The organism is Rhizobium sp. AG207R (assembly GCF_027109195.1).
GTDB lineage: Bacteria > Pseudomonadota > Alphaproteobacteria > Rhizobiales > Rhizobiaceae > Rhizobium > Rhizobium dioscoreae.
Genome location: NZ_JAEPVT010000009.1, coordinates 137,966 through 151,545 on the forward strand (window position 1 = coordinate 137,966; position 13,580 = coordinate 151,545).

General features: G+C 59.6%; 15 protein-coding genes. All 15 read left to right on the plus strand.

Annotated elements, in window-relative coordinates; all coding sequences use genetic code 11:
- Positions 1 to 314: 314 nt before the first annotated feature.
- Positions 315 to 1,202, plus strand: coding sequence for a VOC family protein (locus JJQ51_RS21900; protein WP_113352584.1), 888 nt, complete (start codon positions 315 to 317; stop codon positions 1,200 to 1,202).
- Positions 1,199 to 2,038 carry a 3-deoxy-8-phosphooctulonate synthase gene (kdsA, locus tag JJQ51_RS21905; protein ID WP_113352583.1) on the plus strand — a complete coding sequence of 280 codons (840 nt, stop codon included), beginning with the start codon at positions 1,199 to 1,201 and terminating at the stop codon, positions 2,036 to 2,038. Before JJQ51_RS21900 ends, kdsA begins: the two co-directional genes overlap by 4 nt.
- A 148-nt stretch (positions 2,039 to 2,186) precedes the next feature.
- The gene (gene eno / locus JJQ51_RS21910; protein WP_095434816.1) at positions 2,187 to 3,461 is read left to right on the plus strand and encodes a phosphopyruvate hydratase; all 1,275 of its coding nucleotides are present in this window, start codon (positions 2,187 to 2,189) and stop codon (positions 3,459 to 3,461) included.
- Between the two features lie 218 nt (positions 3,462 to 3,679).
- Complete coding sequence (locus JJQ51_RS21915; protein ID WP_113333723.1) at positions 3,680 to 3,991, plus strand: FtsB family cell division protein; 312 nt, start codon at positions 3,680 to 3,682, stop codon at positions 3,989 to 3,991.
- A gap of 157 nt (positions 3,992 to 4,148) precedes the next feature.
- Entirely contained in the window at positions 4,149 to 5,192 is a 1,044-nt protein-coding gene (gene pdhA, locus JJQ51_RS21920; RefSeq protein ID WP_113333724.1) for a pyruvate dehydrogenase (acetyl-transferring) E1 component subunit alpha, read from the plus strand.
- A 16-nt stretch (positions 5,193 to 5,208) separates the two neighbouring features.
- Entirely contained in the window at positions 5,209 to 6,591 is a 1,383-nt protein-coding gene (locus JJQ51_RS21925) for a pyruvate dehydrogenase complex E1 component subunit beta (RefSeq protein ID WP_269245329.1), read from the plus strand.
- Between the two features lie 15 nt (positions 6,592 to 6,606).
- A complete protein-coding gene (locus JJQ51_RS21930; RefSeq protein WP_113352582.1) occupies positions 6,607 to 7,968 on the plus strand; it encodes a pyruvate dehydrogenase complex dihydrolipoamide acetyltransferase in 1,362 nt (453 codons plus the stop codon).
- A gap of 24 nt (positions 7,969 to 7,992) precedes the next feature.
- Positions 7,993 to 8,634 (plus strand): SGNH/GDSL hydrolase family protein, encoded by a 642-nt coding sequence (locus tag JJQ51_RS21935; protein WP_113352581.1) that lies wholly within the window; start codon positions 7,993 to 7,995, stop codon positions 8,632 to 8,634.
- Positions 8,635 to 8,686: 52 nt separating this feature from the next.
- Entirely contained in the window at positions 8,687 to 10,132 is a 1,446-nt protein-coding gene (lpdA, locus tag JJQ51_RS21940) for a dihydrolipoyl dehydrogenase (protein ID WP_113352580.1), read from the plus strand.
- A gap of 55 nt (positions 10,133 to 10,187) precedes the next feature.
- Positions 10,188 to 10,442, plus strand: coding sequence for a GlsB/YeaQ/YmgE family stress response membrane protein (locus tag JJQ51_RS21945; RefSeq protein ID WP_112340824.1), 255 nt, complete (start codon positions 10,188 to 10,190; stop codon positions 10,440 to 10,442).
- A gap of 69 nt (positions 10,443 to 10,511) precedes the next feature.
- On the plus strand, positions 10,512 to 10,760 hold the full coding sequence (locus JJQ51_RS21950; RefSeq protein ID WP_037201967.1) for a GlsB/YeaQ/YmgE family stress response membrane protein: 249 nt from the start codon (positions 10,512 to 10,514) through the stop codon (positions 10,758 to 10,760).
- Positions 10,761 to 10,796: 36 nt separating this feature from the next.
- Entirely contained in the window at positions 10,797 to 11,768 is a 972-nt protein-coding gene (gene lipA, locus JJQ51_RS21955; protein ID WP_113333730.1) for a lipoyl synthase, read from the plus strand.
- Between the two features lie 156 nt (positions 11,769 to 11,924).
- Entirely contained in the window at positions 11,925 to 12,518 is a 594-nt protein-coding gene (locus tag JJQ51_RS21960; RefSeq protein WP_113352579.1) for an AAA family ATPase, read from the plus strand.
- Between the two features lie 23 nt (positions 12,519 to 12,541).
- On the plus strand, positions 12,542 to 13,123 hold the full coding sequence (locus tag JJQ51_RS21965; RefSeq protein ID WP_442967344.1) for an AAA family ATPase: 582 nt from the start codon (positions 12,542 to 12,544) through the stop codon (positions 13,121 to 13,123).
- A 9-nt stretch (positions 13,124 to 13,132) separates the two neighbouring features.
- The gene (locus tag JJQ51_RS21970) at positions 13,133 to 13,579 is read left to right on the plus strand and encodes a type II toxin-antitoxin system RatA family toxin (RefSeq protein WP_113333733.1); all 447 of its coding nucleotides are present in this window, start codon (positions 13,133 to 13,135) and stop codon (positions 13,577 to 13,579) included.
- Position 13,580: the final 1 nt, after the last annotated feature.

Below are 13,580 nucleotides of genomic sequence, written 5' to 3' on the forward strand. Positions count from 1 at the left end.
GAGGTCAGTTAAATAATTACCATTTGCGAATGGATCGGCTCCGAACATCGGCGCGCTGTGTCTCCGTTAACCTGCAGAAAAATAAGAGAAATGCCGCTCTACTCGCTTCCGAGACTTTGTCGTTCAGCCCGTGCGCCGAGCATTTGGATGAACGTGCCGCGCGGCTGCATGAGCCAGCCATGGCAGAGAATCAGCAATCACGTTTGCGAGATTGCCTTCGATCCATGTCGTGTGCTCCGGGTGTTCCATGCTTCCATCTTGAATTGCGCGGGGGATGGGCGCAAATCTGCTTCGGCAAGCAAACAGGAGAAGCCATGATTTCGTCTCCGCATCCGCTGGATCATCTCGTGCTGCCGACCGTCGATATCGCTCTGGCACGCGAGCGCCTCGGCAAGCTCGGTTTTACAGTGGCTCCAGATGCGCGCCATCCCTTTGGCACGCAGAATGCCTGCGTCTTCCTTGCCGATAAAACCTATCTCGAACCTCTGGGCGTCGCGTCTGCGGAGCAGTGCGAGAAGAGCATCATGGATGGCAATGTTTTTGTTGCCCGCGATCAAGCCTATCGCTTCCGGGTCGGCGAAAATGGCTTTTCGGCCGTGGTATTCGGTACGGATGACGCGGTGGCGGATGACGAGCGCTTCAAAGCAGCTGCGATTTCGGCGGGGCAGATGCTGGATTTCTCCCGTCCCATGAAGATGCCGGATGGAACGGAAACCACGGCCGGTTTTCGTCTTGCCTTCGCCGCCGATCTGCGCGCGCCGGATTTTCTCGCTTTCTGCTGTCAGCGCATCAATCCGCTGCCGGCTGACCGCAGTGTGCTCGAGCGTCACGAAAACGGCGTGACTGGTATCGCGCGGGTAGCGCTTTGCGCGCCGAAGCCGGCGGCCTATCGCGGCTTCTTCGAGGAGCTTGTCGGTGGCCCGCGCATTATGGAGCATTCCTTTGGCCTGACGATCAAGGCCGCCAATGCCGATCTGGAGATTTTGACGCCGGAAGGAATGGAGGCATTCTATGATCTACCTGTTCGCACGAATGATCCGGGGCTCAGAGCACGTGCAATCCTTTTCAAAACGCGCGATCTTTCCGTGACATCGTCGCATTTCACTGCTAACGGCGTCACCTATACGCGTAAGAACAATCGTCTATTGGCGAGGTTGGCACCCGGTCAGGGCGCATTGTTCGCCTTTGAGGAGATAATATGAGCACGAATTCGGAAGTCACCGTCGGCGAGGGTGCCTCCAAGGTCCTCTTTTCCAATACTGCAAAGCTGTCGCTGATTGCCGGCCCCTGCCAGATGGAAAGCCGCGACCATGCGTTCATGGTTGCCGGCGTCCTGAAGGAACTTTGCGGCAAGCTGGGCATCGGCCTTGTCTACAAGTCCTCCTTCGACAAGGCGAACCGCACATCGCTGTCAGGCAAGCGTGGCATCGGCCTGGAAAAGGCGCTGGAAGTCTTTGAAGACCTGAAGAAGGAATATGGCTTTCCGGTTCTGACCGATATCCATACGGAAGAGCAGTGCGCCATCGTTTCCAAGACGGTCGATATCCTGCAGATCCCTGCTTTTCTGTCACGCCAGACCGATCTTTTGGTTGCAGCCGCCAAGACCGGCCGCGTGGTCAACGTCAAGAAAGGCCAGTTCTTGGCGCCGTGGGACATGAAGAACGTGCTTGCCAAGCTGAACGACAGCGGCAACCCGAATATTCTTCTCTGCGAGCGCGGTGCCTCCTTCGGCTACAACACGCTGGTCTCGGATATGCGCTCGCTGCCGATCATGGCGGCGATGGGCGCGCCCGTCATCTTCGATGCGACCCATTCCGTGCAGCAGCCTGGTGGGCAGGGCGGTTCGACCGGCGGCGACCGCCGCTTCGTCGAGACGCTGGCGCGCGCGGCCGTCGCCGTCGGCGTTGCCGGTCTCTTCGTGGAGACGCATGAGGATCCCGACAATGCACCGTCCGACGGCCCAAACATGGTCTATTTGAAGGATATGCCACGGCTTCTGGAGAAGCTGCTGGCCTTCGACGCCATCGCCAAGGCTTGAAACGTAGCCGGCATTCAACAGGCTGACATGAATTTACGTTAGGGGCCTGCAGGAGTGCCAAATCGCGGCGCGGATCGCCATTGTAATTTCCGCGCCTTCGATTAAGACGATTTAAATCGATTTATAAACCAGCGAGCAGGAAGCTATCATGACCGCAATCACCGACATTATCGCCCGCGAGATACTCGACAGCCGTGGCAATCCGACTGTCGAGGTCGATGTCTACCTCGAAGATGGCAGCTTGGGCCGCGCGGCGGTTCCGTCGGGCGCGTCGACCGGCGCGCATGAAGCCGTCGAGCTTCGCGACGGCGGCAAGCGCTACCATGGCAAGGGTGTCGAGAAGGCCGTCGAAGCCGTCAATTCGGAAATCTTCGACGCCATCGGCGGCATGGACGCCGAAAACCAGATCCAGCTCGACAACATCATGATCGAGCTTGACGGCACGCCGAACAAGTCGCGCCTTGGTGCAAACGCTATCCTCGGCGTCTCGCTGGCCGTCGCCAAGGCTGCTGCCCAGAGCGCCAACCTGCCGCTCTACCGCTATGTCGGCGGCGCTCATGCCCGCCTGCTGCCGGTTCCGATGATGAACATCATCAACGGCGGCGCCCATGCCGATAACCCGATCGACTTCCAGGAATTCATGATCCTGCCGATCGGCGCTGACTCGATCCGCGAAGCTGTCCGCATGGGTTCGGAAGTTTTCCATGTGCTTAAGAAGGAACTGGCATCGCAGGGCCATAACACCAACGTCGGTGACGAAGGCGGTTTCGCACCCGGCCTTTCCAGCGCGCCGGCAGCTCTCGACTTCATCATGAAATCAATCGAAAAGGCCGGCTACAAGCCGGGCGACGAAATCGCTCTCGGCCTTGATTGCGCCTCGACCGAATTCTTCAAGGACGGCAAGTACGTTCTCGAAGGCGAAGGCCGCACGCTGGAATCCGGCGCCATGGCTGAATACCTCGCAGAACTCGCAGCCAAGTACCCGATTGTTTCGATCGAAGACGGCATGGCTGAAGACGACTGGGAAGGCTGGAAGACCCTGACTGACCTGATCGGCAAGAAGACCCAGCTCGTCGGCGACGACCTGTTCGTCACCAACTCCGCTCGCCTGCGCGACGGTATCCGCATGGGCGTTGCCAACTCGATCCTCGTCAAGGTCAACCAGATCGGCTCGCTGACCGAAACTCTCGACGCCGTCGAAACCGCACACAAGGCCAACTACACCGCCGTCATGTCGCACCGCTCGGGCGAAACGGAAGATTCCACGATCGCCGATCTCGCCGTTGCCACCAACTGCGGCCAGATCAAGACCGGCTCGCTGTCGCGTTCCGACCGTCTTGCCAAGTACAACCAGCTCATCCGCATCGAGGAAGCGCTCGGCCCACAGGCAAAATATGCCGGCCGCTCCATCCTTCGTGGCTGATATCTGACCTGTCGGATCCATCCGGATCCACGGCAAAATTATTACTTGGATTGAACCGCGCCTTCGGGCGCGGTTTTTTGTTGGTCCCGACTGTTAGAGTCAACGGACGGTTAATCTCTGCGGGTTAAATTAGTTCTAGGTGTTTGATTTGATGTGATCTTGTTCGAAGCGCATTGGCTTTGGGGAGATCGCGTAAAGCCAGAGCGTGACGAGCGAGTATGTGGACAAAGTATCATAAGAAGAGAAGGTTCGGCCGTCTCATCCTTCCCGCCATCACCATCGCTTTCGTGAGCTACTTCGGTTATCATTGCATTCATGGTGATTACGGCCTGAAGGCGACCGAAGTTTTCGAGCAGCGTCGCCTCGACCGCGCCAAGGAATTGGCTGATCTCGTCGCCAAACGCGAACACCTTGAAAAGGAGGTCGCGCTGTTGAGTGACGGCTCTCTGGATAAGGATATGCTCGATCAGTATGCACGCTATCAGTTGACCTATTCCAAAGCGAACGAGATCGTCATCTTCAACAAATAGCCATAATTAACCGAATTTCGGTTAATCGCGTTTTTGTAAGTTATATCAATGACTTGCGAAGAATATGAGCCATGCAATTATAGCATTGCTGTGGCGGGCAATCTTCCCTATGTTACGCCTCACCATAAAACGAGGCTACTCACACAGGGAGGGTTGAATGGCGCCGCGAAAAAACGCGACCGTTTCCAGCCGTAAGACAGCATCAAGGCCTGCCAAGGAAACCAATGGCGGCCCGATCGCAGATTTCGATCGTGATGCGGAGCTCAAGGCTTATCGTGAGATGCTCCTGATCCGCCGCTTTGAAGAGAAGGCCGGCCAGCTTTACGGCATGGGCTTCATCGGCGGCTTCTGTCACCTTTACATCGGCCAGGAAGCTGTCGTCGTCGGCATGCAGATGGCGCTGAAGGATGGCGATCAGGTCATCACCGGCTATCGCGACCACGGCCATATGCTGGCGACCGGCATGAGCGCCCGTGGCGTCATGGCCGAGCTCACCGGACGCCAGGGCGGCTATTCCCGAGGGAAGGGCGGCTCCATGCACATGTTCTCCAAGGAAAAGAATTTCTACGGCGGCCACGGCATCGTCGGCGCCCAGGTTTCGCTTGGCACCGGTCTCGGCTTTGCCAATTGGTACCGCGGCAATGACAATGTCAGCGTCGCCTATTTCGGTGACGGCGCCGCCAACCAGGGCCAGGTCTACGAAAGCTTCAACATGGCGCAGCTCTGGAAGCTGCCCGTGATCTTCGTGATCGAAAACAACCGCTACGCCATGGGCACCTCGACGGCTCGCGCCACCGCGCAGGCCGATTTCTCCAAGCGCGGTGCGTCCTTTGGCATTCCCGGCATCCAGGTCGACGGCATGGATGTTCGCGCCGTCAAGGCTGCGGCTGACGAAGCCGTTGCGCATTGCCGCTCCGGCAAGGGCCCGATCATTCTGGAAATGCTGACCTACCGCTACCGCGGTCACTCCATGTCCGACCCGGCGAAGTACCGTTCCAAGGATGAAGTGCAGAAAATGCGCTCCGAGCACGACCCGATCGAGCAGGTCCGTATCCGCCTGCTCGAAAAGGGCTGGGCAACCGAAGACGATCTGAAGGATATCGACAAGGATGTCCGCGACATCGTCGCCGACAGCGCCGATTTCGCCCAGAACGATCCAGAGCCGGATGCATCCGAGCTCTACACCGACATTCTGCTCTAAATCGGGGAGGGACACTATGCCCATCGACATTCTCATGCCCGCCCTTTCTCCGACGATGGAAGAGGGTACCCTTTCGAAATGGCTCAAGAAGGAAGGCGATAAGGTCGTTTCCGGTGACGTCATTGCCGAAATCGAAACCGACAAGGCCACCATGGAAGTGGAAGCCGTCGACGAAGGCACGATCGGCAAGCTGCTGATCGACGCCGGCACCGAAGGCGTCAAGGTCAACACCAAGATCGCCATCCTCTTGCAGGACGGCGAATCCGCTGACGCCATTTCGTCCGCCAAGGCTGCACCTGCCGCCGAACCGGCAAAGACCGAGGCGCCTGCCGCTGCTGCTCCGCCACCTGCTGCACCGGTTCCGGCTCAGCCGAAGACCGCTGCTCCTGCTGACCCGGAAATTCCGGCCGGCACCGAAATGGTGTCGATGACGGTGCGTGAAGCGCTGCGCGATGCCATGGCCGAAGAAATGCGCGCCAACCCGGACGTCTTCGTCATGGGTGAAGAAGTCGCCGAATATCAGGGCGCCTACAAGGTGACCCAGGGTCTGCTTCAGGAATTCGGCGCACGCCGTGTGATCGACACCCCGATCACCGAGCACGGCTTTGCCGGTATCGGTGTCGGTGCTGCGATGGCCGGCCTCCGCCCGATCGTCGAGTTCATGACCTTCAACTTCGCCATGCAGGCGATCGACCAGATCATCAACTCCGCCGCCAAGACGCTCTACATGTCCGGTGGCCAGATGGGCGCCCCGATCGTCTTCCGCGGTCCGAACGGTGCTGCTGCCCGCGTCGGCGCTCAGCACAGCCAGGATTATGCCGCTTGGTATAGCCACATTCCGGGCCTTAAGGTCGTCATGCCCTACACGGCAGCCGACGCCAAAGGCCTGCTCAAGGCTGCCATCCGCGATCCGAACCCGGTCATCTTCCTTGAAAACGAAATTCTCTACGGTCAGCATTTCGATGTGCCGAAGCTGGATAATTTCGTACTGCCGATCGGCAAGGCCCGCATCCACCGTCCGGGCAAGGATGTTACCGTCGTCTCCTTCGGCATCGGCATGACCTATGCCACCAAGGCCGTCGCCGAGCTGGAAGCCCAGGGCATCGATGTCGAACTCATCGATCTGCGCACCATACGCCCGATGGATCTTCCGACGATCATCGAATCGGTCAAGAAGACCGGCCGCCTGGTCACCGTCGAGGAAGGCTATCCGCAGTCCTCCGTCGGCACGGAAATCGCCACCCGCGTCATGCAGCAGGCTTTCGATTATCTCGATGCGCCGATCCTGACGATCGCTGGCAAGGACGTACCCATGCCATACGCCGCCAACCTCGAAAAGCTGGCGCTTCCGAGCGTCGCCGAAGTGGTCGATGCGGTGAAGGCCGTTTGCTACAAATAAGGGGAGGGCTCATCGATGCCTATCAACATCACCATGCCTGCCCTCTCGCCGACCATGGAAGAGGGCAACCTCGCCAAGTGGCTGGTCAAGGAAGGCGACAAGATCAAGTCCGGCGATGTCATCGCCGAGATCGAGACTGACAAGGCAACGATGGAAGTCGAGGCTGTCGATGAGGGCACCGTCGCCAAGATCGTCGTTCCTGCCGGCACCGAAGGCGTGAAGGTAAACGCCCTGATCGCTGTGCTTGCCGCCGATGGCGAAGATGTCGCTGCTGCAGCGTCCGGCGCTGGTGCCGCTGCTGCTCCGGCCGCGAAGGAAGCTCCGAAGGCGGAAGCAGCACCTGCTGCGGCCCCGGCTCCGGCAAGCGCTTCTGCTCCTGCCGCACCCGCTCCGGCTCCCGTTGCATCGGCTCCGGCAGCGAACGACGGTCATCGCACCTTCGCTTCGCCGCTCGCTCGCCGTCTTGCCAAGGAAGCCGGCATCGATGTGGCGGCCGTTTCCGGCACCGGCCCGCATGGCCGCGTGGTGAAGAAGGACATCGAAGCTGCGGTTTCCGGCGGCACGGCCAAAGCTGCGCCTGCAGCAGCACCGGCTGCTCAGCCGGCTGCCGCTGCTGCTCCGGCAGCGCCGAAGGGCATGTCCGACGACGCCGTCCTCAAGCTGTTCGAGCAGGGTTCCTACGAGCTCGTGCCGCATGACGGCATGCGCAAGACCATCGCCAAGCGCCTGCAGGAATCCAAGCAGACGATCCCGCACTTCTATGTCTCGGTCGATTGCGAACTCGATGCGCTGTTGGCGCTCCGTACGCAGCTCAATGATTCCGCTCCGAAGTCGAAGGACGGCGTGCCGGCCTACAAGCTCTCGGTCAACGACATGGTCATTAAGGCACTGGCGCTGGCACTGCGCGACGTTCCGGATGCCAACGTCTCCTGGACCGACAGCGCCATGGTCAAGCACAAGCATGCCGATGTCGGCGTTGCCGTCTCGATTCCGGGCGGCCTGATCACGCCGATCATTCGCAGCGCCGAGCAGAAGACGCTCTCCACCATCTCGAACGAGATGAAGGACTACGGCAAGCGCGCCAAGGAGCGCAAGCTCAAGCCCGAGGAGTATCAGGGCGGTACGACTGCGGTGTCGAACATGGGAATGATGGGCGTCAAGAACTTCGCCGCCGTCGTCAACCCGCCGCATGCAACCATCCTGGCCGTCGGCGCGGGCGAGCAGCGCGTCATCGTCAAGAAGGGCGAAATGGTAATTGCCAACGTGATGACCGTCACGCTGTCGACCGACCACCGCGCCGTCGACGGTGCGCTCGGCGCCGAGCTCCTGGCAGCCTTCAAGGGCTACATCGAAAATCCGATGGGGATGCTCGTCTGAGCTTTGGCAACACGGAGGGCATGAATGACCAAGACTGTTCTGTGTTACGGCGACTCGCTGACATGGGGCTACAGTGCCGAAACGGTCGGCCGTCATGCCTATGAAGATCGGTGGCCGAGTGTCTTGCAAAAGGCGCTCGGCAACCAAGTGCGCGTGATCCCAGAAGGATTGAACGGCCGCACGACCGCGTTCGACGATCATCTCGCCGATTGCGACCGCAACGGCGCGAGAATCCTGCCGACGATCCTGCAGTCTCACAATCCGCTGGATCTCGTCATCATCATGCTCGGCACCAACGACATGAAGCCGGTCGTCGCCGGTTCGGCCTTTGCCGCTCTGCAGGGCATCAGCCGCTTGGTCCAACTGGTGCGCAATCACGCCTGGGGGTTCGACTACGAGGTGCCCGATATCCTCATCGTCGCCCCGCCGGCAATCACCGAGACAGCCAATGCCGCTTTTGCGGCAAGCTTTCTCGGCGCGGTCAAGGAATCGAGCAAGCTGCCGACGCTCTATAGCGACCTGGCAGATGAACTGGGTTGCGGCTTTTTCGATGCCAATACGGTTGCCGTCACCACGCCGCTCGATGGCGTTCATCTCGATGCGGAAAACACCCGGGCGCTCGGTCGCGGCCTCGAGCCGATCGTGCGGATGATGCTCGGTCTCTGATAGATTCAAGGCGCCGGCTTCGATCCGCCGCCACCAATAAGGCAGGAAACACATGGCTGAGAATTACGACGTCATTATCATCGGCTCCGGCCCGGGCGGTTATGTCGCCGCCGTGCGCGCCGGTCAGCTTGGCCTGAAGACCGCGATCGTCGAGCGCGAGCACCTGGGCGGCATCTGCCTCAACTGGGGCTGCATTCCCACGAAGGCGCTGCTCCGTTCGGCTGAAATTCTCGATCATTCCAACCATCTGAAGGATTACGGCCTCGTTCTCGAAGGCAAGGTGAGCGCTGATGTGAAGGCCGTGGTTGCCCGCTCGCGCGGCGTCTCCGCTCGCCTCAATCAAGGCGTCGGTTTCCTCATGAAGAAGAACAAGGTCGATGTGATCTGGGGCGAAGCCAAGATCACCAAGCCCGGCGAAATCGTTGTCGGCAAGTCGACCAAGCCGGTCGTCGAGCCACAGCATCCGGTGCCGAAGAACGTCAAGGGCGAGGGCACCTACACCGCCAAGCACATCATCGTCGCGACCGGCGCCCGTCCGCGTGCACTGCCCGGCATCGAGCCGGATGGCAAGCTGATCTGGACCTATTTCGAAGCGTTGAAGCCGGATTTCCTGCCCAAGTCGCTGCTCGTCATGGGCTCGGGCGCGATCGGCATCGAATTCGCGAGCTTCTATCGCTCCATGGGCGTCGACGTTACCGTCGTCGAAGTCATGCCGACGATCATGCCGGTTGAAGATGCCGAAATCTCCGGCATCGCTCGCAAGCAGCTCGAAAAGCGCGGCCTGAAGATCTTCACCAAGGCGAAGGTCACGAAGGTCGATAAGGCGGCCAACAGCATCACCGCCCATGTCGAGACGGAAGACGGCAAGGTTCAGCAGATCATTGCTGACCGGATGATCTCCGCGGTTGGCGTACAGGGCAACATCGAGAATCTCGGCCTCGAGGCGCTCGGCGTGAAGACCGACCGTGGCTGCGTCGTCATCGATGGCTACGGCAAGACTAATGTCCCCGGCATTTACGCCATCGGCGACGTTGCCGGCCCGCCGATGCTCGCCCACAAGGCCGAGCACGAGGGCGTCGTCTGCATCGAGAAGATCGCCGGTCTGCCGAATGTTCATCCGACCGACAAGGGCAAGGTTCCGGGCTGCACCTATTGCCAGCCGCAGGTTGCCTCCGTCGGCCTGACCGAAGCCAAGGCCAAGGAACTCGGCCGCGATATCCGCGTCGGCCGCTTCTCCTTCGTTGCCAACGGCAAGGCGATCGCGCTCGGCGAGGATCAGGGCCTCTGCAAGGTCATCTTCGACAAGAAGACCGGCGAACTTCTGGGTGCGCACATGGTCGGCGCCGAGGTTACCGAACTTATCCAGGGTTTCGTCGTCGCCATGAATCTGGAGACGACGGAAGAAGAGCTGATGCACACGATCTTCCCGCATCCGACCGTTTCGGAAACGATGAAGGAAGCCGTACTGGACGCCTACGGCCGGGTGCTGAACGCTTGATAATTTCCTGCCATGCTCTTTATCCAAGGGGTGGAAAACAGGAAGGGAAATCAACATGTCTATCACGACGGAAGGTTGGATCGTCTTTCTTCTCATCGGCCTGGTCGCGGGTTTTCTCGCGAGCCTGATCGTTGGAGGAGGCGGGCTCATCAGTTGTCTGGTGAGCGGCGTGATCGGCGCTTTCGTGGGCGGTTTCCTGTTCCATTATTTCGGGATATCGCTCGGCATTGAAAATGCGCTTGTGGTGGAGATCATCCATGCCACGGTCGGCGCAATCATCGTGGTGCTCTTGGCGAGATTGATCGCCTAGAGCATCATCATTAAGACGCAAGGCGATGCCCGACGGAACTGTCCTGAAGGGCGCCCGAACGAGGGTTTGATGGAAAGCGTAGGTTGGCTGGGTCTGATCATCATCGGCGGTCTTGCGGGCTGGCTCGCGGGCAAGCTGATGGATGCGCGTTACGGCATCATCCTGAACATCATCCTCGGCATTGCCGGTTCGGTCGTGGCTGCAGCGCTAATGGTGGCCCTGCATGTCGGCGTTCCCGGCGGCCGTCTCGGCTTTTTCATCACCGGTTTCATCGGTGCATGCATTCTGATATTCCTCGCCAAATTCGCTCGGCGATGAAGGGCCGCATTTCAAGCGGCGGAAAGTAGACGTTCCATGGTCACTATTCTCGACACGATCAACCCGGACGCAAAGCGCGTGCGACACCCGGAAAAGGCGCATCGGCCGGATACGGAAGTCATGCGCAAGCCGGACTGGATCCGCGTGAAGGCGCCGACATCGAAGGGCTATGCCGAGACCCGCTCGATCGTGAAGGAGCACAAGCTCGTCACGGTCTGCGAGGAAGCCGGCTGCCCGAATATCGGCGAGTGCTGGGATAAGAAGCACGCCACCTTCATGATCATGGGCGAGATCTGCACACGCGCCTGTGCCTTCTGCAACGTCGCGACCGGCAAACCGAACGCGCTCGACATGGCCGAGCCGGAAAACGTCGCCAAGGCCGTCAAGCAGATGGGCCTTAGCCACGTCGTCATCACCTCCGTCGACCGCGACGATCTGGAAGACGGCGGCGCCGAGCACTTCGAGAAAGTCATCTGGGCGATCCGCGCCGCTTCGCCCTCGACCACGATCGAGATCCTGACGCCGGACTTTTTGAAGAAGCCGGGCGCTTTGGAGCGCGTCGTCGCCGCCAAGCCGGACGTCTTCAACCACAATCTGGAAACTGTGCCCGGCAATTACCTGACGGTTCGCCCCGGCGCGCGCTACTTCCACTCCGTCCGCCTCCTGCAGCGGGTCAAGGAACTAGACCCCACCATGTTCACCAAGTCCGGCATCATGGTCGGTCTCGGCGAGGAGCGGAATGAAGTGCTGCAGCTGATGGACGATCTGCGCACCGCTGACGTTGACTTCCTGACCATCGGCCAGTATCTGCAGCCGACGCGCAAGCATCATCAGGTCATGAGCTTCGTCACGCCGGAAGAGTTCAAGTCCTATGAGACGGTGGCCTACAGCAAGGGCTTTCTGATGGTCGCTTCCAGCCCGCTGACGCGCTCGTCCCATCATGCTGGTGACGATTTCGAGCGGCTTCGTGCTGCCCGCGAAAAGAAGCTGCTGCTGGCTGCCGAATAAACCGAACAAGATTCATTTTGGGATTCGAAAGAACCGCGGCGATTGTGCTGCGGTTTTTGTTCGCGCTGTCATCTCTTTGTCATTGACGCGGCCTAAGGAACACGCCGCCGTTTGTCACCGGTATCGGCGCTTTCGATTCGATTATGGAGCTGGACCGTGGAGCAGATCGTCGCGCCGCATGCGCTCGTCCGTGCCGTCGATATCGATGAGGCGGCACGCATCGTCGAAAAAGCAGATCGTATTCTCATCATTGGCTGTTCCGGCACAGGCAAGAGCACGCTCGCGCAGGCCATCGCGTCGCTGCGTGGGTTGACCTATGTTTCGATGGATCGCGATATCTTCTGGCTGCCCGGCTGGAAATCGCGCCCGCGCCCGGAAGCCATCGTGCTGATCGAGCAGGCGGTTGCCGGACCACGCTGGATCATGGACGGCAACAGCCCCGGAACCTTGCCCTTGCGGCTGCCGCGCACCGACCTCGTTATATGGCGACGCCCACCGCGATACGTGGCACTCCGCGGTGTGATTTCGCGCTGGCTGCGCTACCGCGGCCGGTCGCGGCCCGAAATGGCGCCCGGATGCCCCGAGCGGCTGGATTGGAAATTCCTTCGTTATATCTGGACGTTCGAGCGAGAAGAAGCACCGCAGTTTCAGGAGATGCTGGCACGGTACGGCAGCCATGTGCCTGTTGTGACGTTGAAATCCTACAGCGACGGTGAGGAATTGCTGTCACGCTTTCGAAGCAAGATCTGAGAGGCTGTGTGATGGATCAAGTGATGAATCCTGCGTTGCGTAGCGAAGTGTACGATCTCGCTGAAGCAGCCGATCATATCCGCAGGGCGAACCGAATCCTTGTCATGGGCTGCTCCGGCGGAGGAAAGTCGACCCTCTCGCAGCAGATAGTCACTCGGTTCGGTCTTACTTATGTGTCGATCGATCGCGACGTTTTGTGGCTGCCGGGCTGGGTTCAGCGCGACAGGGACGAGCAGCGCGCCATCATCGTCACCAAGGTGCAGGGCGAGCGATGGATCATGGACGGGACCAATCCCTCGACATTCGACATACGCCTGCCGCGTACTGATTTGGTCATATGGGTGCGGATGCCTCGCTTACTATGCATCTGGGGTGCTATTTCTCGCTGGATCAAGTGGATGGGCCGCACGCGCCCGGAAATGGCACCGGGCTGCATCGAGAAAGTCGATTGGGAGTTTCTGCGCTTTATTTGGACATTTGAGGAAAAATTCACGCCTAGAGTCCTTGCCGGGCTTGCCGAGCACGGCCCCAATGTGCCGGTTTTACAGCTGAAATCCCGTGGTGAAATGCGTCAGCTTCTTGATCTTCTCTGTCGTCCTGCTTAATTGCGGCTCATGCCTCAGTTCGAAACCCATCGCCCCGTTCCGCATTCGCCCGACCAGATGTTCGACCTCGTCGCCGATGTGGAGCGTTATCCGGAATTCCTGCCGCTTTGTGACGCGCTCACGGTTCGCAGCCGCAAGGAACGGGACGGTAAGACCTTGCTCGTTGCCGATATGACGGTCGGGTATAAGGCCATCCGCGAGACGTTCACCACACAGGTGCTGCTGAACAAAGCGGATCGCGCGATCGACGTGAAATACATCGATGGACCGTTCAAGTATCTCGACAATCGCTGGCGCTTTCAGCCGGCGGAGAATGGCGGCAGCGTCATCGACTTCTTCATCGACTACGAGTTCAAGAGCCGTATTCTCGGTGCTTTGATGGGATCGATGTTCGATCGGGCCTTCCGCATGTTCACGGATGCCTTTGAGACGCGCGCGAACAAAATCTATGCTTGAA